At 63.9% G+C, this 16,784-nt stretch carries 13 protein-coding genes and 1 tRNA gene; 5 read left to right on the top strand and 9 right to left on the bottom strand.

Annotated elements, in window-relative coordinates; genetic code table 11:
• Window positions 1–17: 17 nt before the first annotated feature.
• A complete protein-coding gene (locus tag M9924_02195; GenBank protein MCO5063204.1) occupies window positions 18–305 on the bottom strand; it encodes a type II toxin-antitoxin system RelE/ParE family toxin in 288 nt (95 codons plus the stop codon).
• The gene (locus M9924_02190; protein MCO5063203.1) at window positions 305–547 is read right to left on the bottom strand and encodes a type II toxin-antitoxin system ParD family antitoxin; all 243 of its coding nucleotides are present in this window, start codon (window positions 545–547) and stop codon (window positions 305–307) included. Before M9924_02190 ends, M9924_02195 begins: the two co-directional genes overlap by 1 nt.
• A gap of 209 nt (window positions 548–756) precedes the next feature.
• Here M9924_02190 and M9924_02185 point away from each other — a divergent pair, with 209 nt between their 5' ends.
• Both M9924_02185 and M9924_02180 read left to right on the top strand, forming a co-directional pair.
• Window positions 757–1,533, top strand: a complete 777-nt coding sequence (locus M9924_02185; GenBank protein MCO5063202.1) for a DsbA family protein — start codon at window positions 757–759, stop codon at window positions 1,531–1,533.
• Window positions 1,534–1,836: 303 nt separating this feature from the next.
• Entirely contained in the window at window positions 1,837–5,295 is a 3,459-nt protein-coding gene (locus tag M9924_02180) for a chromosome segregation protein SMC (protein ID MCO5063201.1), read from the top strand.
• Window positions 5,296–5,299: 4 nt separating this feature from the next.
• Here the strand turns inward: M9924_02180 and M9924_02175 are convergent, their stop codons facing one another.
• Genes M9924_02175 through M9924_02160 form a run of 4 tightly spaced genes read right to left on the bottom strand, consistent with a single transcriptional unit; the run spans window position 5,300 to window position 10,075 of the window.
• Complete coding sequence (locus M9924_02175) at window positions 5,300–5,647, bottom strand: carboxymuconolactone decarboxylase family protein (protein MCO5063200.1); 348 nt, start codon at window positions 5,645–5,647, stop codon at window positions 5,300–5,302.
• Complete coding sequence (locus M9924_02170) at window positions 5,640–8,861, bottom strand: efflux RND transporter permease subunit (GenBank protein MCO5063199.1); 3,222 nt, start codon at window positions 8,859–8,861, stop codon at window positions 5,640–5,642. Before M9924_02170 ends, M9924_02175 begins: the two co-directional genes overlap by 8 nt.
• The gene (locus tag M9924_02165) at window positions 8,858–9,856 is read right to left on the bottom strand and encodes an efflux RND transporter periplasmic adaptor subunit (GenBank protein ID MCO5063198.1); all 999 of its coding nucleotides are present in this window, start codon (window positions 9,854–9,856) and stop codon (window positions 8,858–8,860) included. The genes M9924_02170 and M9924_02165 overlap by 4 nt, the downstream gene beginning before the upstream one ends.
• A 30-nt stretch (window positions 9,857–9,886) precedes the next feature.
• Window positions 9,887–10,075 (bottom strand): DUF2892 domain-containing protein, encoded by a 189-nt coding sequence (locus tag M9924_02160; GenBank protein ID MCO5063197.1) that lies wholly within the window; start codon window positions 10,073–10,075, stop codon window positions 9,887–9,889.
• A gap of 123 nt (window positions 10,076–10,198) precedes the next feature.
• On the opposite strand from M9924_02160, the gene M9924_02155 reads away from it, so the two are divergent.
• Window positions 10,199–10,495, top strand: a complete 297-nt coding sequence (locus M9924_02155; GenBank protein MCO5063196.1) for a metalloregulator ArsR/SmtB family transcription factor — start codon at window positions 10,199–10,201, stop codon at window positions 10,493–10,495.
• Between the two features lie 7 nt (window positions 10,496–10,502).
• On the opposite strand, the gene M9924_02150 is transcribed toward M9924_02155, so the two are convergent.
• Together M9924_02150 and M9924_02145 are read right to left on the bottom strand one after the other, a co-directional pair.
• Window positions 10,503–10,577 (bottom strand) — tRNA-Gln (locus M9924_02150).
• Window positions 10,578–10,691: 114 nt separating this feature from the next.
• A complete protein-coding gene (locus tag M9924_02145; GenBank protein ID MCO5063195.1) occupies window positions 10,692–11,033 on the bottom strand; it encodes a VOC family protein in 342 nt (113 codons plus the stop codon).
• Between the two features lie 220 nt (window positions 11,034–11,253).
• Between M9924_02145 and ppdK the strand changes: the two genes are divergently transcribed.
• Together ppdK and M9924_02135 are read left to right on the top strand one after the other, a co-directional pair.
• Entirely contained in the window at window positions 11,254–13,917 is a 2,664-nt protein-coding gene (gene ppdK / locus M9924_02140) for a pyruvate, phosphate dikinase (GenBank protein MCO5063194.1), read from the top strand.
• Between the two features lie 139 nt (window positions 13,918–14,056).
• Entirely contained in the window at window positions 14,057–15,325 is a 1,269-nt protein-coding gene (locus M9924_02135) for an O-antigen ligase family protein (protein ID MCO5063193.1), read from the top strand.
• On the opposite strand, the gene M9924_02130 is transcribed toward M9924_02135, so the two are convergent.
• The gene (locus tag M9924_02130; protein ID MCO5063192.1) at window positions 15,300–16,697 is read right to left on the bottom strand and encodes an aminotransferase; all 1,398 of its coding nucleotides are present in this window, start codon (window positions 16,695–16,697) and stop codon (window positions 15,300–15,302) included. The genes M9924_02135 and M9924_02130 overlap by 26 nt on opposite strands.
• Window positions 16,698–16,784 lie beyond the last annotated feature (87 nt).

The raw sequence follows: 16,784 nt of genomic DNA, 5'->3' as shown, positions 1-16,784 counted from the left end.
CCGTCGCAGTGGTATCTTCATATATGGCGATCCGCATCCATCCTTCCATGGAGGATGCGAATGACATCAAGCCGAACCTTCGTTTCCCGGTAGTAGATCACATGGGACCCCACGCCGTATCTCTTATATCCCTGCCGTATCTCAACTGCACGGCCAGCTTTTCGGTTCGCGGCCAGATCATGGCAGGCGTTCACCATCTCATCGATGTATCGATCGGCCTGATCGATACTCCATCTGTCGGCGGAAAAGTCCCAAATGCTGTCCAGATCCGCCAGCGCGGCGGGCGAAAATGCCAGTGTTTTCATCAGCTTCGTTCGGCGCGCTTCCGGGCTTTGAAAGCCTCAAGGTCGAGCGGCTGCGGCTCGCCGGATTGCTCGCCCGCGATCAGCGCCGCCTCCAGCGCCTTTCGGTTCGTCTCCCGTTCCTCAAGCAGGCGCAGACCCGCGCGAACGACGTCGCTGGCAGAACCGTAGCGCCCGGACGCGACCTGATCGTCTATGAAACCGACAAAATGATCCCCGAGCGAAATGGACGTGTTGCGCGGCATCATACCCTCCATGGTCGATTCTATCGGGATGTACCAAGAGTTGGTACACTGCGGATCGCATCCGGTCAATTTTTTGAGAACTCAGGCAAAGAGCGCACGAGACCGCGCAAAAGCGCTTTGTGTTGGGGATGGTTTTGCCTTAATTCGCGCGAACTCTCGCTTTTGTTGGGTGTTCCAACGCACAATCCCTCTCAACTCAGGTGATTCGCATGAAGAGTATCGTCCAGCGCAGGACCATCCTAGCCGCGTTTGCCGCCGTTTCCGGAGCGGCGATGCTGGCGGCGTGTTCGGATTCCGGCGACAAGGCCAAGCAGGCTGAAAGCACCCCGGCTCCCGCCGAGCCCGCCGCAACCCCTGCGGCCCCCGCCGAACAGGCCGCGCCGGCTGCTCCTGCCGAACAGGCCGCGCCTGCAAAGGCTGTGGAAGCGCCGAAGGCGTCCGGCACCGTCGACATGGCCAAGCTGCTCGAACCGGGTCCGCTGCCTGAAATGGTGCTCGGCAAGGCCGATGCTCCGGTCACCATCGTCGAATATGCATCGATGACCTGCCCGCATTGCGCGCATTTCCATGAGACGACCCTTCCGGCGCTCACCAGCAAATATATCGACACCGGCAAGGTGAGGATGATCTTCCGCGAGTTCCCGTTCGACCCGCGCGCGGAAGGTGCATTCATGCTGGCGCGCTGTTCCAAGGACAAATATTTCCAGATGGTCAGCGTGCTTTTCCAGCAGCAGAGCAATTGGGCGGCTGTGGAAAACGCGAAAGACGCGCTTCTTCAGCTTGCGAAACTGGCCGGTTTCTCGCAGCAGACATTCGAGGCCTGCCTGACCGATCAGAAGTTGCTCGACGACATCAGGGCGGTGCGTGAGCGGGCCGCCAATGATTTCAGCGTGGATTCCACGCCCACCTTTTTCATCAACGGATCGAAATATCCGGGGGCACTGTCGATTGAGGAAATGTCGGCAATCATCGACCCGCTGCTCTAGGGCGGTGATGTTTGCGGGGGCGCAAGGCTTTACAGGGCTTGCGCTCGCAGCGGTTTCGCGCGGCTCGCGTCGGCGCTACCCCTCATCCGCCTGCCGGCACCTTCTCCCACAAGGGGAGAAGGACGATCTCTTCAACCTTGCGTTCATCCCGCAACGCTGGAAATTTGAGCCGGCAAATATGACATCTCCCTTCTCCCCTTGTGGGAGAAGGTGCCGGCAGGCGGATGAGGGGCCGACCCTCGCGCATCGCAAATCACGCGCGGCAGGGAGGGGCGCGCCTGTGATGCGCGCCTTGGCCTGCGCGTGAAATTCACCAAGCTGCGCCTTCTGGGCTTCAAGTCCTTCGTCGAGCCGTCCGATTTCGTGATCGAGCGCGGACTGACCGGCGTGGTGGGGCCGAACGGCTGCGGCAAGTCCAATCTGGTCGAAGCGCTGCGCTGGGTGATGGGCGAAAGCTCCTACAAGAACATGCGCGCGTCCGGCATGGACGATGTGATCTTTTCGGGCTCCTCGACGCGCCCGTCGCGCAACACAGCCGAGGTGACGCTGTTCCTCGACAATGCAGACCGGAGCGCGCCGCCGAGCTTCAACGATGCGGATGAATTGCAGGTGTCGCGCCGCATCGAGCGTGAGGCGGGGTCGGTCTATCGCATCAACGGCAAGGAGGCGCGCGCCAAGGACGTGCAGCTTCTGTTCGCAGACCAGTCCACCGGCGCGCGCTCGCCTTCCATGGTGGGGCAGGGGCGCATCGGCGAACTGATACAGGCCAAGCCGCAAGCCCGTCGGCAGCTTCTGGAAGAGGCGGCGGGCGTTTCGGGCCTGCACACACGCCGCCACGAGGCCGAGTTGCGGCTGCGCGCGGCGGAGCAGAACCTTGAGCGCCTCGACGATGTGACCGGCGAACTCGGCGGCCAGATTGAAAGTCTGAAGCGACAGGCGCGGCAGGCGACCCGGTTCAAGAACCTGTCCGCCGACATCCGCAAGGCGGAAGCCGTCCTGCTGCACCTGCGCTGGACCGCCGCGAAGGCGCAGGAGGCGGAGGCGAAATCGGCGCTGGCGCAGGCAACCGCGCTGGTCGGCGACCGCGCCGCGCAACAGATGGAAGCCGCCAAGCAACAGGCGGTCGGCGCGCATCACCTGCCGGAACTGCGCGACGCGGCGGCAGCAGCGGCGGCGGCCTTGCAGCGCCTGACCATCGCGAAGGCGCAGATCGAGGAAGAAGAGCAGCGCATCAGAAACCGTCAGGCCGAGCTTGACCGCCGCGTGGAGCAGCTTGCCGCCGATATCGAGCGCGAAAACCAGATGGTGCTCGACAACGCTGCCATTTTGCAAAGGCTGGCCGAGGAAGAGGCGGGCCTGCGCGCCGAGGAAGCCGGATCGGCGGAGCGCGAAGTGACGACCCGCGCCGCATTCGAGCAGGCGAATGCGACCCTGACATTGAGCGAAGGCGCGCTGGCGAAGCTGACCGCCGAGCGCGCGGAAGCCGCGGCGCAGCGCAACCAGAGCGAACGCGCCTTGCGTGACGCGACCGAGCGGCGCGAACGCGTTTCGCGCCAGCTTGCCGAGGTTGACCGCGATCTTGCGGCGATCGTGGCGCAGATTTCGGCGCTGCCCGACCCGACGGAAAAGCGCGGCCTTGTGGAAGAAGCGCAGCGGCGCATGGAAGAGGCGGAGGCTGCATCGCTTTCCGCCGAAAAGGCCGTGACAGAGGCGCGGCAGGCGGAAGGCGCGGCGCGCTCGCCCGTGCAGGAAGCGCGCGCGGCCTTGCAGCGCGTCGAGACGGAAGCGCGGACGCTGGCCAAGGTGCTGAATGCGGGATCGAGCGACCTTTTTCCGGCGGTTCTGGAACAGATCGGCGTGGACCGGGGCTTCGAGACGGCGCTTGGTGCGGCGCTTGGCGAGGACCTCGACCTGCCGCTCGACAGGGCGGCTGCCGCGCATTGGGGCGAGATGGAACCACGGCCCGGCGACGCTCCCTTGCCGGAAGGCGCGCGCAGCCTTGCCGGTTTCGTGCGCGCGCCGAAGCAATTGGCGCGGCGACTGGCGCAGGTCGGCGTGGTCGATTCGGCGGACGGCCCGCGCCTGCAAAAATTGCTGTCGCCCGGCCAAAGGCTGGTGAGCCGCGACGGCGCGCTGTGGCGCTGGGACGGCGTAACGGCGAGCGCCGAGGCGCCGACGCCCGCGGCGATGCGCCTTGCGCAGAAGAACAGGCTCAAGGAACTGGATGCCGAGGCGGTCGAGGCGACGCGTGTCGTGCGCGCTGCCGAGGAAAAGCTCGCGGCGACGGAGCAGGCCGTGCGCACGCTGACCGAGGCGGAAAAGACCGCGCGGCAGAACTGGCGCGACGCGCAGCACGCCGTCAGCCAGGCGCGGGACGCGCTCGAAAAGGCCGAGAAGGCTTCTGGCGAACTGGTCAAGCGCCGCGCCGCGCTGGATGAGGCGCGCGCACGGCTGGCCGAAACGGTGCAGGAAGCCGAGACCAGTCACGGACAGGCCGAGGCGCAGCTTGCGGCAGCGCCAGATCTCGGCGAACTGCAATTGCAGTTTGAGCGGTTGTCGGCGGATGTCTCGCGCGACCGCGCAACGCTCGCGGACGCACGCGCTGTGCATGAAGGCTTGCGGCGCGAGGCGGAGGCGCGGCAGCGGCGGCTGTCGGCGATCGAGGGCGAGCGCGCAAGCTGGACCGGTCGCGCGGAAAATGCCGACAAGCAGATCGCGCTTCTGACAGAGCGGCGCGCCGAGGCAGATGCCGAACGCATGCGGCTGGCGGATGCGCCGGACGACATCGACCAGCGGCGGCGCGGCCTCCTCTCGCAACTTTCGCTGTCCGAGGCCGCGAGCAGGGAAGCCGGCGACAGGCTTCAGGAAGCGGAAAATCGGCAGGCCGAACTCGACAAGGCGGCGACCTCTTCGATCACCGCGCTGGCCGAGGCCCGCGAGGGGCGCGTGCGCGCCGAGGAAAGGCTGACCGCCGCTGACGAGCGCCGCGCCGAGGTCGAGGCGCGCATTCAGGAGGCACTCAACGTGCCGCCGCACATCGTCATCCAGCACACGGGCCTAGAAGCCGACCAGCCGCTGCCCGACATGGGCGAGACGGAGCGGACGCTTGAGCGGCTCAAGATCGAGCGCGAGCGGCTGGGTGCGGTAAACCTGCGCGCGGAGGAAGAGCAGCGCGAACTGTCCGAGCGGCTGGAAACCATCGTTTCCGAGCGTGAAGATGTGGTGGAGGCGATCCGCAAGCTGCGACAGGCGATCCAGAACCTCAACAAGGAAGGACGCGAGCGGCTGCTGGCGGCCTTCGATGTGGTGAACGGGCATTTTCAGCGGCTGTTCACGCATCTGTTCGGCGGCGGCACGGCGGAACTGCAACTGATCGAATCAGAGGATCCGCTGGATGCGGGGCTTGAAATCCTGGCCCGCCCGCCGGGCAAGAAGCCGCAGACCATGACGCTGCTTTCCGGTGGCGAGCAGGCGCTGACCGCCATGGCGCTGATCTTCGCCGTGTTCCTGACCAATCCCGCGCCGATCTGCGTGCTGGACGAGGTCGATGCGCCGCTCGACGATCACAATGTCGAGCGCTTCTGCAACCTCATGGAGGAAATGGCGCGCACCACGGAAACCCGCTTCGTCATCATCACGCATAACCCCATCACCATGGCGCGCGTGAACCGCCTGTTCGGCGTGACCATGGCGGAGCAGGGCGTCAGCCAGCTTGTCTCGGTCGATCTCGAAACCGCCGAAAAGATACGCGAAGCGGTCTGACCGTTCAGCCCGCGTTCGCGAACTGGTCGAAGGCTTCCAGCGCGTGGTTCGCATACATGGCCGACGGGCCGCCACCCATGTAGACGGCCATGCCCAGCGTTTCCAGCACTTCCTCGCGACTTGCACGCTGATCGACGGCTGCCTTTGCGTGGAAAGCGATGCAATCGTCGCAGCGCACCGCGACACTGATGGCGAGTGCAATCAGTTCCTTGGTCTTTACGTCGAGTGCATTGGCCTTGAGCGCTGCCTGCGCCATGGCGGAGAAGCCTTTCATCACATCCGGCGCGCCGCCGCGCAATTCGCGCAGCCCGCCCGAAAGCTCTCCGGCAAACGCCTTCCAGTCCTTAATCATGCGTCGTCTCCAATGAAATGTCCTGAGCGCGCTCGCCTCGCAGCGCGACATAGATTGCCGGAATGACCAGCACTGTGAGCAACGTCGAGGAGGCAAGCCCGAACAGAAGCGAGATGGCCAACCCCTGAAAGATCGGGTCCGTCAGGATGACGGCGGCGCCGATCATTGCCGCGATGGCGGTGAGCAGGATCGGCTTGAAGCGGATTTCGCCGGCCTCCAGCAGCACGTCGAGCAACGGGCGTCCCGGCCTGCGCGCATGACGGATGAAGTCCACCAGCAGGATCGAATTGCGTACGATGATGCCGGCGAGCGCGATGAAACCGATCATCGAAGTTGCCGAGAAGGGCGCGCCGAAAGCCCAATGGCCGAGCATGATGCCGATCAGCGTCAGCGGAATGGGCGTGAGGATGACCAGCGGCAGCTTGAAGGAGCCGAACTGCGCCACGACCAGAATGTAGATGCCGATGATGGCGACCATGAAGGCCGCGCCCATGTCGCGGAAGGTTACCCATGTGACTTCCCACTCGCCGTCCCACAAGAGGGTGGGCGCGGATTCGTCGTCCGGCTGGCCGTGCAGCGAGATGACCGGCTTTGGCAGGTCGCCCCAATCCGCTTTTTCAATCGCATCGTTGACGGCCAGCATGCCGTAGACCGGCGCTTCGAACTCGCCGGCAAGTTCGGCCAGCACCATCTCCGTGGCGCGGCCATTGTGCCGGAATATGGGGAAGGAAGAGGGTTCTCGGGCAAGCGTCACGACATCGCCAAGCTCGACGACGTCGCGTGCACCGGGCACGGCATTCGCCGCAACGGGCGTGGTCAGCGCGCGCTGGTCCACGACGCCGTTTTCCTTCGAGAGCGCGATGCGGATCGGGATCGGCTGGCGTCCGCCGCCGCGATGGGAATACCCGACGGTTGTGCCGCCATAGAGATAGCCCAGCGTGTCGTAGACGTCGGCCTGCTCGACCTTATGATATTCGATCTTGTCCTGATCGATGGACAGCCGCAGCCGGTCGGTCTGGTTGTGAAAGCTGTCGTCCACATCCACGATGAAGGGAATGCTGGCAAAAGTCTCGCGCACCCTGGTGGCGACCGCGCGCCGCGTCTCGGCATCCGGGCCGTAGATTTCGGCAAGCAGCGTGCCCATGACCGGCGGTCCCGGCGGCGGCTCCACCACCTTGACGATGGTGCTGGCGGGCATATCGAGTCCGGCGAGGCGCTCGCGCATGTCGAGCGCGATTGCGTGGCTCGCCCTGTCGCGCTCGCCCTTGGGAAGCAGGTTCACCGTGATGTCGCCCTGTTCGGGGCCTGAACGCAGATAATAGTGCCGCACCAGCCCGTTGAAGTTGAACGGTGAGGCCGTGCCCGCAAAGGTCTGGAACGAAACGATTTCCGGCACATCCGCCAGTCGCTCGACCATGGATTGCAGCACGCGGTTGGTCTCTTCCACGGAGGCCGATTTCGGCAGGTCGACGACCACCTGCAATTCGGTCTTGTTGTCGAACGGCAGCAGCTTCACCGTGACGTGCTTCGTGTAGATCAGGGCCATGGAGGCGAGCGTCGCAAGGCCGACAACGGCAAGGAATGTCCATGCCCGCGCACGCGATTTGAGGATCGGGCGCGCGACTGCGGAGTAAGCCCGCCCAAGCGCGCCTCCGCGAGCCGTCGAGGCGTGTGCGTGGTGTGCCGATCCGCCGAACTTCATCATCAGCCATGGTGTGAGCATCACTGCGACGAAGAAGGAAAACAGCATCGCCGCCGACGCATTGGTCGGGATCGGGCTCATATAGGGGCCCATCATGCCCGACACGAACAGCATGGGCAGAAGTGCCGCCACGACCGTCAGCGTCGCCACGATGGTGGGATTGCCCACCTCCGCGACCGCCTCGATGGCCGCCTGCTTGCGGGAGCGCCCGTCGCCCATCGCCCAGTGGCGCGCGATGTTCTCAATGACGACGATGGCGTCGTCCACCAGGATGCCGATGGAAAAGATCAGCGCGAACAGGCTGACGCGGTTCAGCGTGTAGCCCATGACGCGCGAGGCAAAGAGCGTGAGCAGGATCGTCGTCGGGATGACCACCGCCACCACCAGCGCCTCGCGCCAGCCAATGGCGAGCGCCACCAGCACGACGATGGAAACGGTCGCCAGCCCGAGATGGAACAGCAACTCGTTCGCCTTTTCGTTGGCCGTCTCGCCATAATCGCGCGTGACGGTCATCTCCACATCCTTCGGGAAGATGTCGCCGCGCACCTGCTCCAGCCGCTCGACAATATTTTCCGCGATGACGACGGCATTGGTGCCGGGGCGCTTTGCGATTGCGAGCGAGATGGCTGGCGCGCGCCCCAACCCGTTTTCGGTGCGCGAGATGTTGAACACGCGGTTTTCGGCGGGGGAGGTGGCGAGGATCGTGTCCGCCACGTCGCGCACATAGACGGGCCGTCCGTCTCGCGCGGTGAGAAGCAGGTTGCCGATGTCGGTCGCCGATTGCAGCGTCTGTCCGGCAACCAGAGCGCGCTGGCTGCCTTCGTCGCGCACCGTGCCGATCTGGAAGGACCGGTTCGCGCCGGAAACCTTCGCCGCAAGCTGCTGCAGGGTGATGCCATAAAGGGAGAGCTTTTCCGGGTCGGGTTCGACGCGGATTTCGTCCGGTTGTTCACCGACGATATAGGTCAGCCCGATGTCCGGCAGCTTGGAAACCTCGGTTTGCAACTCGCGCGCAAGCCGCGTGAGATCGGCGGGCGAATAGCGATCCGCCGCGCCGGGAGATGGCGTCAGCGTCACAACGACGATGGCGACATCGTCAATGCCGCGCCCGACGATCAGCGGTTCCGGCACGCCGACAGGAATTCGGTCCATGTTGGCGCGCACTTTGTCATGCACGCGCAACACAGCGGCGTCCGAACTGGTGCCGACCTCGAAACGCGCCGTGACCAGCGCGCCGTCGTCCGCCGTTTGTGAATAGACATGCTCGACGCCCGCAATGCTCTTGACGATCGTTTCCAGCGGCTCGGTCACCAGCTTCACGGCATCGTCGGCCTTCATTCCGTTGGCCGAGACGTGAATGTCGACCATAGGCACAGAAATCTGCGGTTCTTCCTCGCGCGGCAGCGTCACCAGGGCGACAAGCCCGAGCGCCAGCGCAGCCAGCAGGAAAAGGGGTGTGAGCGGGGACGCGATAAATGCGCGCGTCAGCCCTCCGGCAACGCCGTCCTTCATGGAACAATGGCCTCGTCGCCGGAGGAAAGCCCGGTCAGCACTTCGACCATCTGCTTGCCGTCCACCTCGACCTGCTCGCCCAGCACGACGGCGACATCCTGCTCTCCGCCAGCGGTGTTCAGCGAAACATAGTCGATGCCGTGAACGGTGCGCACGGCCTCGGGCGGCACCGCAAGGACGCTGCGCCGCGCAACCGGAATGGAAACGAGCATGCGCTCATTGATAAAAAAATCGCCGATATCGGCGACTTCCACATCGGCGATGACGCGGCCATTCTCGATTTCAGGATAGACCTTGGCAATGCGTCCCTGCTGCCCGGCGGTGAAATTGCGGCCCGACGTGCCACGCGCGCCGATGGCGACGGTTGCGCCTTCGACGATCTCGGCAGCATGCCGCTCGGGCAGCGAAAGGCGCAGGTAATATTGGCCGGAGGCGATGCGCGCGATGGTTTCGCCGGCCATGATGACCGAACCGGCAGTGACCGGCACTGTCAGCACGCGACCGGCGGCGGGCGAAAGCACCTCGCCCTCGAGCACGCTCTGGTCGATGACGGCCTTTTCGGCAATCGCCGCGGCAAGCTGGTTGGTCGTCACGTCGAGCTGGACTTTCGCCGAATCGACGCGCGACTGTGCCGCAGCGCCTCGGCCCAGCAGGTCCTGCGCGCGCTCAAGCTCGGTGCGCGCATTTTCCATCTGCGACTGGAGTGCGGCGATACGCGCCTCCGCCGCACGCAATTGAAGGGCAAGCTTTTCGTCCACCACCGTGGCGGTGACGTCGCCCTTCTTCACCTCCTGTCCCTCGGTGACGCGAACGTCGGCAATGGTGCCGGAAATGCGGGCGCGAGCCGGAACGACGGTGCGGCTCTCGACTTCCGCAAACACGGCCTTCCACTCGGTGACCGTGGCCGGCTCCACCTTGAAATTTTCCGCCCAGGCCGTGGTTGCGGTCAGCGCAAGCAAAAGCGCTGCGCCGCAGGCGAGGCTATTCCCCGTCATGGCATTTCCTCCATTCGACCGGCCGAGCGATCAGGCTTTGCAGCCCATCCGGCGGAAGATCATCGCAGCCGGGCAAAAGCCGGTGATGGACGACTGGATGAGGTTGAAGCCCACGAAGCCTGTCAGGAAAAACCAGTAGGGCGAAACATAGAGGCCAAGTGCCAGCGAAATCAGCACCATGAAACCGGCGAACATCCGCACCGCATTTTCCACTTTCATTTTTCTCTCCTGTCGTGCCGCTCTGCCAAAAAAACTGCTTGCCGTCCGGCGAAATTTCGCGACTTTCACTGTTGCCGATCGACGGGCTTGCATCTAACATTCAAGAAGCTTAAATTCAAGAGTATGAATGTAAAAGAAATGATCCCGGCATCGGGAAGGGCGGCTGAACTGTTGCGCAGCCTTTCGCATCCGCAGCGCCTGCTGGTGCTTTGCGCGCTGGTCAACGAGGAGCGGTCGGTGGCCGAGCTTCGCGACCTCCTCGGCATCGAACAGGTGCCGATGTCCCAGCAATTGATGCGGCTGAGGGCCGACGGCCTCGTTGAATCGCGCCGCGAGGGCACGACGGTCTATTATCGTATCACACGGCCCGAGGTGCAGACCGTTGTCCAGGCGCTGCACGACGCATTCTGTCCGCAGTGAAGGGCAGTGGCTGGGGCGCCAGGATTCGAACCTGGGAATGTCGGTACCAAAAACCGATGCCTTACCGCTTGGCGACGCCCCAAGAGCCGACGCGTGGTCGGTTCGAGTGTGCCGCCTTATAGGGATCGAATACCGATAAGGCAATCGCGCAAAATGCCCAAAAGCGACCGCGCGGCAAGCTAGGGAAAAAGCGTGCTCACGGGCTCCAGATCGCCATTTCGTTACCGGCGGGATCGGTGAAATGGAAGCGTCGCCCACCGGGGAAGGCGAAAACGGGAACCGTCACCACGCCGCCGCCCTCTTCCACTGCCTTCAATGTCGCCTCGATGTCGGTTGCGTAGAGAACAGGCAGGGGCGGGCGCGGCACGGACCCTTCGGCCTGAAATCCACCATCCAGCCCCTCGTCGAATGCCGCATAGGTGACGCCGTAATCGGTAAAAGACCAGCCGAAAACAGAGGCATAAAACGCCTTCACGCCGTCCAGAATCCCGCCCGTTGCCGATAATTCCAGATAGTCGAGTTTTCCGTCCTGCTTCATTAGCAATTTTCCATATTGCAATAATGTTCCGGTTATGTTCTAAGGCTTCTGCGGCGAATGTGCAAGGGATTTACCATGCAAAATAGTCTAACCGATTGTAATTGCGGGGCAGCGCCACCGGGGCGTTGCCTTTCGCAGCGCAGCATCATATCGGTCGGGCAACCATGTTGGCGAAGCGGCATGTGCCTATCCACGAGGCTGGCAACGAGGAATGCGAGACATGACCAAGTGGGTCTACACTTTCGGTGACGGGGCTGCCGAAGGCAGTGCGAAAGAGCGAAATCTGCTCGGCGGCAAGGGGGCGAACCTTGCCGAAATGTGCAATCTCGGACTGCCCGTGCCGCCCGGCTTCACCATCACCACCGAGGCCTGCAACTGGTATTATGCCAACGGGAAATCCTATCCGGCGGAACTGGAGGCCGAGGTCGACCAGGCGTTGAAGCACGTCGCGGCGCTGACCGGGCGCGCATTCGGCGATCCGAAGAAACTGCTGCTGGTGTCGGTGCGTTCGGGCGCGCGCGCCTCCATGCCGGGAATGATGGATACGGTGCTTAATCTCGGCCTCAACGACGATACGGTTGAGGCGCTTGCCGCCGACGCGGGCGATGCGCGCTTCGCCTATGACAGTTACCGGCGCTTCATCCAGATGTATTCCGACGTTGTGCTCGGGCTGGACCATGAAGTCTTCGACGAGATTCTGGAGGACGAGAAGGCAAGGCGTGGCGTCGATCTCGATACCGAGCTTTCCGCGACCGACTGGCAGGCGATCATCATTCTCTACAAGGCCAGGATCGAGGAGGAGCTCGGCAAGTCCTTTCCGCAGGACCCGCGCGAGCAGCTCTGGGGCGCCATCGGCGCGGTTTTCTCAAGCTGGATGAACCATCGCGCCATGACCTACCGGCGTTTGCACGACATTCCCGAAAGCTGGGGCACCGCCGTCAATGTACAGGCAATGGTGTTCGGCAATATGGGCGATACGTCCGCCACCGGCGTCGCTTTCACGCGCAACCCCTCAACGGGCGAGAAGAAGCTCTATGGCGAGTTTCTTGTGAATGCGCAGGGCGAGGACGTGGTGGCCGGCATCCGCACGCCGCAGAACATCACGGAAGCCGCGCGCATCGCGGCGGGATCGGACAAGCCGTCGCTGGAAAAGGTGATGCCGGATGCGTTCGCCGCGTTCGTGGATATTTCCGGGCGGCTGGAAAAGCACTATCGCGATATGCAGGATCTCGAATTCACCATCGAGCGCGGCAAATTGTGGATGCTCCAGACCCGGTCCGGCAAGCGCACCGCCAAGGCCGCGCTCAGGATCGCGGTCGAAATGGCCGGGGAAGGTCTGATCAGCGAGGAGGAGGCGGTGCTGCGCATCGATCCGGCGTCGCTCGACCAGTTGCTGCATCCGACCATCGATCCCAGGGCCGCGCGTGATGTGATCGGCGTCGGGCTTCCCGCCTCTCCGGGGGCGGCGACGGGCGAAATCGTGTTCTCCTCCGACGAGGCGGAGGAAATGAAGTCCGCCGGTCGCAAGGTCATTCTCGTACGCGTCGAGACGAGCCCGGAAGATATTCATGGCATGCACGCGGCGGAGGGCATACTGACGACGCGCGGCGGCATGACGAGCCATGCCGCAGTGGTGGCGCGGGGCATGGGCAAGCCATGCGTTTCCGGCGCCGGGTCGCTGCGTGTGGATGCCAAGACGGGTACGTTGATGGCGCTTGGCCAAAGCTTCAGGAAGGGCGACGTCATCACCATAGACGGGTCCAACGGACAGGTGCTGAAGGGCGCGGTCGCCATGCTGCAGCCGGAATTGTCCGGCGATTTCGCCGCGGTCATGAAATGGGCAGACGCCGCGCGACGCATGAAGGTGCGCACCAACGCGGAAACGCCTGCCGATGCGCGCATGGCGCGTTCCTTTGGCGCGGAAGGCATCGGCCTGTGCCGCACCGAGCACATGTTCTTCGAGGGCCAGCGCATCATCGCCATGCGCGAGATGATCCTCGCCGACTCCGAAAAGGACCGCCGCACCGCGCTTGCCAAGCTTTTGCCGATGCAGCGGTCCGATTTCCTCGAACTGTTCGAGATCATGGCGGGCCTGCCGGTCACCATCCGCCTGCTCGATCCGCCGCTGCACGAATTCCTGCCGAAGACCGAGGAGGAAATCGCGGAAGTCGCCGAGGCGATGAACGTTTCGGCAGAGAAGCTGCGGCTGCGTACCGAAGCGCTGCATGAGTTCAATCCGATGCTTGGCCATCGCGGTTGCCGCCTGGCGGTTTCCTATCCGGAGATCGCCGAAATGCAGGCGCGGGCGATCTTCGAGGCGGCGGTGCAGGCAGGCGCGAAGACCGGAAAGCCCGTGGTCCCGGAGATCATGGTGCCGCTGGTGGGCATGATGAAGGAACTCGGCTATGTGAAGCAGCGCATTGACGAGGTCGCGGCGGCGGTGATGAAGGAGAGCGGCGCAACGATCGACTACCTCACCGGCACGATGATCGAACTGCCGCGCGCGGCGATCCGCGCCAACATCATCGCGGAGGCGGCGGAGTTCTTCTCCTTCGGCACCAATGACCTCACGCAGACGACCTATGGAATCTCGCGCGATGACGCGTCCAGCTTCCTCGAAACCTACAGGCAAAAGGGCATCATCGAGCAGGACCCCTTCGTTTCGCTGGATGTCGAGGGCGTGGGCGAGCTCGTGCGCATCGCCGCCGAAAAAGGCCGCAAGGCCCGCCCGGGCATCAAGCTCGGCATTTGCGGCGAGCATGGCGGCGACCCCGCATCCATCAGCTTCTGCGAGGAGGTCGGACTTGACTATGTTTCATGTTCGCCGTTCCGGGTGCCCATTGCCCGGCTCGCGGCGGCGCAGGCCTCCATCCGCACCCGCTGACGAATAGGGGAGTCCGGCGCCGCCTTGTTGCGTCGTGCCCGGCCTTGTGCAACAAGCCGACCCCTAATCTTGAGGCGCAACCGTTGCCGGTATGTTGCCCGCATGCAATTGTTCCGGCTCAGGCAGCGAAACCACCCATATGAAGCTACCGACAGGGCTGTTGGCTGATATCCCGAAAGTCAACCGGGTATTCACCTTGCTTTGCTTTGCGTCGCCGCCGATCATCGGCAGCGCGGTCAGCTTTCTTTTCAACGGCGGCGGAGCCGTCTGCGCCTATAATGTGGCGCGGGGTCGGGTGAAGCTCTCCGATATTCGCGAAATACGCCTCATCTCTTTCCTGTTCCTGGCATTCGTGGCGGTTTCCGTGCTTGCGGCATTCGCCAATGGCAGCGCGCTGCGCAAGCCGACGGAACTGCTGGCGCTGGTGACGTTCGCGCTGTTTCCGGTCTCGTATGCGTATTGGTCCGTATCGCGCAAGGAAGAGATCATGTGGTCGGTCGTCTGGGGCGCTGCCATCGGCTGCATGGGCGGCCTGGCGATTGCTGTCGTGCAGATGATCCTCGTTCCGGACGAGCGACCGGCAGGCGGCGCGGGCAATCCGCTTGTGTTCGCCACTGTCACCGTGGTCGCGGTCTCCATCGTGGTGGTGGGGATCCTGCTGAGCGAGCAGCGCAAACGCGGCTTGCTCGCCGCCGCCGCGCTGTGCGGCGTGGTCGCGCTCATCCTGTCGCAGTCGCGCGTGCCGCTGATGATGCTTGCCGTGAACGCGCTTCTGCTGTTCGTGCTGTTTGCCCCGAGGGGATGGCTGCGCCGGTTGTGGGTGCCCGCGCTGGCGCTGGCCGCGCTCGTCGGCGCGATGATCGCGACGGGCGCGGAAGTGCCGCTTCTGTCGGCGCGTTTCGAGGAGGCCGCAAGTGACTGGGCGCTGATCCGGGAGAAGGGCGACTATCTGAGCTCCGGCGGCATCCGCCTTGCGATCTGGGAAATCGGATTCGAGATGTGGAAAGAGGCCCCCTGGCTCGGGCACGGCAGGGGATATGCCGCGGAGGAGCTGGGCAGGCGTCTTGTCGAGCAGTACGACATCAGCCGGTCCTTCACGCATTTCCACAATTTCATGCTTCAGGCGCTGGTCCAGAACGGCATTATCGGCTTCGTCAGCCTGCTGGCGCTGCTCGGCTACGGTTTCTGGCTCGCAATCAGGACGATCCGCAGCGCGGATGACAAGACACGTCTGTTCGGGGCCATGATGATGCTGATCGTGCTCGTCACCTATACAGGCTCGGGCATGACCAACATCATGTTCGGCCACGACATACTGGATGCCGTGTTCATGGTCTGCATGGTTCCCGGCGTATACCTTGCGGTGGGCCGCGAGCCGCGCCTCACGCCGCCCGCAGCTGCTCCTTAGAGACCCACGCTTCGCCCTCGGCCAGCGCCTTTTCGAAGCGGTCGAAGAGTTCGTTCAACTCTGCTTCCGTGATGATCATGGGCGGGCAGAAGGCGATGGAATCGCCGATGGCGCGCAGGATCGCGCCGTTGGCTTCGCTAAAGCGCGCAAGCTGCGGGCCGACGCCCTGCTTCGGATCGAAGGAGCGCTTGCTCGCCTTGTCGGCCACCAGTTCGACGGCGCCCATCAGGCCGCAGGCACGCGTTTCGCCAACCAGCGGATGCTCCGACAGCGCGGCCATGCGGCGGGCAAAGACGGGCGCCAGGGCGCGGACATGGCTGAGAATATCGCGCTTCTGGTAGATTTCGATGGCCTTTACGCCGAGCGCGCAGCCGAGCGGATGCCCGCCATAGGTGAAGCCGTGGCCGAACGTGCCGATCTTCGCGGAATGATCGACATAGGCCTGGTAGACGTCTTCCGGCACCATGACCGCGCCGAGCGGTGCATAGGCGGCGGTCAGCTGCTTGGCGCAGGAAATGGTGTTCGGCGTCATTCCGAGCGTCTGGCAGCCCCACCAGTTGCCGGTGCGCCCGAAGCCGTTGATGACCTCGTCGTCGATGAACAGGATGTCGTTTTCGGCGAGCAGCTTGCCGATCGCCTCGTAATATCCCTTCGGCGGCACGATGACGCCGCCCGCGCCCAGAACCGGCTCCGCGATGAAGGCGGCGATCGTGTCCGCGCCCTCGCGCTCGATCAGGTCGGCCAGCGACTGCACGATGCGCGCGACGAATTCCTGTTCGCTCTCGCCGTCCTGACCGAAGCGATAATAGTGCGGGCAGTCGGTATGCAGCACGCGGTCCACGGGCAGGTCCCAGCCGATATGGTTGTAGGGCAGGCCGGTCAGCGAAGCAGCCATTACGGTCACGCCGTGATAGGCTTTGACGCGCGAGATGATCTTTTTCTTGTTCGGGCGGCCAAGCGCATTGTTCATGTACCAGGCGAGCTTGACCTGCGTGTCGTTGGCTTCCGAGCCGGAGGAGGTGAAGAACACTTTCGAAATCGGCACCGGCGCGATTTCCTTGAGCTTTTCGGCAAGCTCGATGGCCGGTTCGGTGCCTTTCGCGCCGAACAGATGGTAGTAGGGCAGGGTCCGCAACTGCTCGGTCGCGGCGTCGATCATCTCCTCGTCGCCGAAGCCGAGCCCGGCGCACCACAGGCCCGACATGCCCTCGATATAGTCGCGTCCCTGCGTGTCGTAGACATAGACGCCCTTGCCGCTGCCGATGACGGTCGGCCCGATCTCGCGCAGCTTGTGGATCGGCGTGTAGGGATGGAGCAGCGACTCCACGTCGCGGGTTTGCAGGTTGGTAAGCGGCAGTGGGTTGACCAAGATTGCGGCCTCCTGAACGGGTTTCGTGCTTCTGGTGCTACCGCCGTTCAGGCCGAAAAACCACCCCCGCCCATTGGACGGGCTGGTGCA

The organism is Rhizobiaceae bacterium (assembly GCA_023953835.1).
Lineage (GTDB): Bacteria > Pseudomonadota > Alphaproteobacteria > Rhizobiales > Rhizobiaceae > Mesorhizobium_G.
The sequence above is the reverse complement of the archived record's forward strand: the minus strand, read 5'-3'. Positions and strand labels throughout refer to the sequence as shown.

What these genes read in the sequence shown, in the direction of transcription:
- M9924_02190 (MCO5063203.1), bottom strand. Translation starts at nt 547, where the DNA reads ATGCCGCGCAACACGTCCATTTCGCTCGGGGATCATTTTGTCGGTTTC.
- M9924_02145 (MCO5063195.1), bottom strand. Translation starts at nt 11,033, where the DNA reads ATGAAGCAGGACGGAAAACTCGACTATCTGGAATTATCGGCAACGGGC.
- M9924_02170 (MCO5063199.1), bottom strand. Translation starts at nt 8,861, where the DNA reads ATGAAGGACGGCGTTGCCGGAGGGCTGACGCGCGCATTTATCGCGTCC.
- ppdK (MCO5063194.1), top strand. Translation starts at nt 11,254, where the DNA reads ATGACCAAGTGGGTCTACACTTTCGGTGACGGGGCTGCCGAAGGCAGT.
- M9924_02135 (MCO5063193.1), top strand. Translation starts at nt 14,057, where the DNA reads ATGAAGCTACCGACAGGGCTGTTGGCTGATATCCCGAAAGTCAACCGG.
- M9924_02185 (MCO5063202.1), top strand. Translation starts at nt 757, where the DNA reads ATGAAGAGTATCGTCCAGCGCAGGACCATCCTAGCCGCGTTTGCCGCC.
- M9924_02195 (MCO5063204.1), bottom strand. Translation starts at nt 305, where the DNA reads ATGAAAACACTGGCATTTTCGCCCGCCGCGCTGGCGGATCTGGACAGC.
- M9924_02160 (MCO5063197.1), bottom strand. Translation starts at nt 10,075, where the DNA reads ATGAAAGTGGAAAATGCGGTGCGGATGTTCGCCGGTTTCATGGTGCTG.
- M9924_02175 (MCO5063200.1), bottom strand. Translation starts at nt 5,647, where the DNA reads ATGATTAAGGACTGGAAGGCGTTTGCCGGAGAGCTTTCGGGCGGGCTG.
- M9924_02155 (MCO5063196.1), top strand. Translation starts at nt 10,199, where the DNA reads ATGAATGTAAAAGAAATGATCCCGGCATCGGGAAGGGCGGCTGAACTG.
- M9924_02165 (MCO5063198.1), bottom strand. Translation starts at nt 9,856, where the DNA reads ATGACGGGGAATAGCCTCGCCTGCGGCGCAGCGCTTTTGCTTGCGCTG.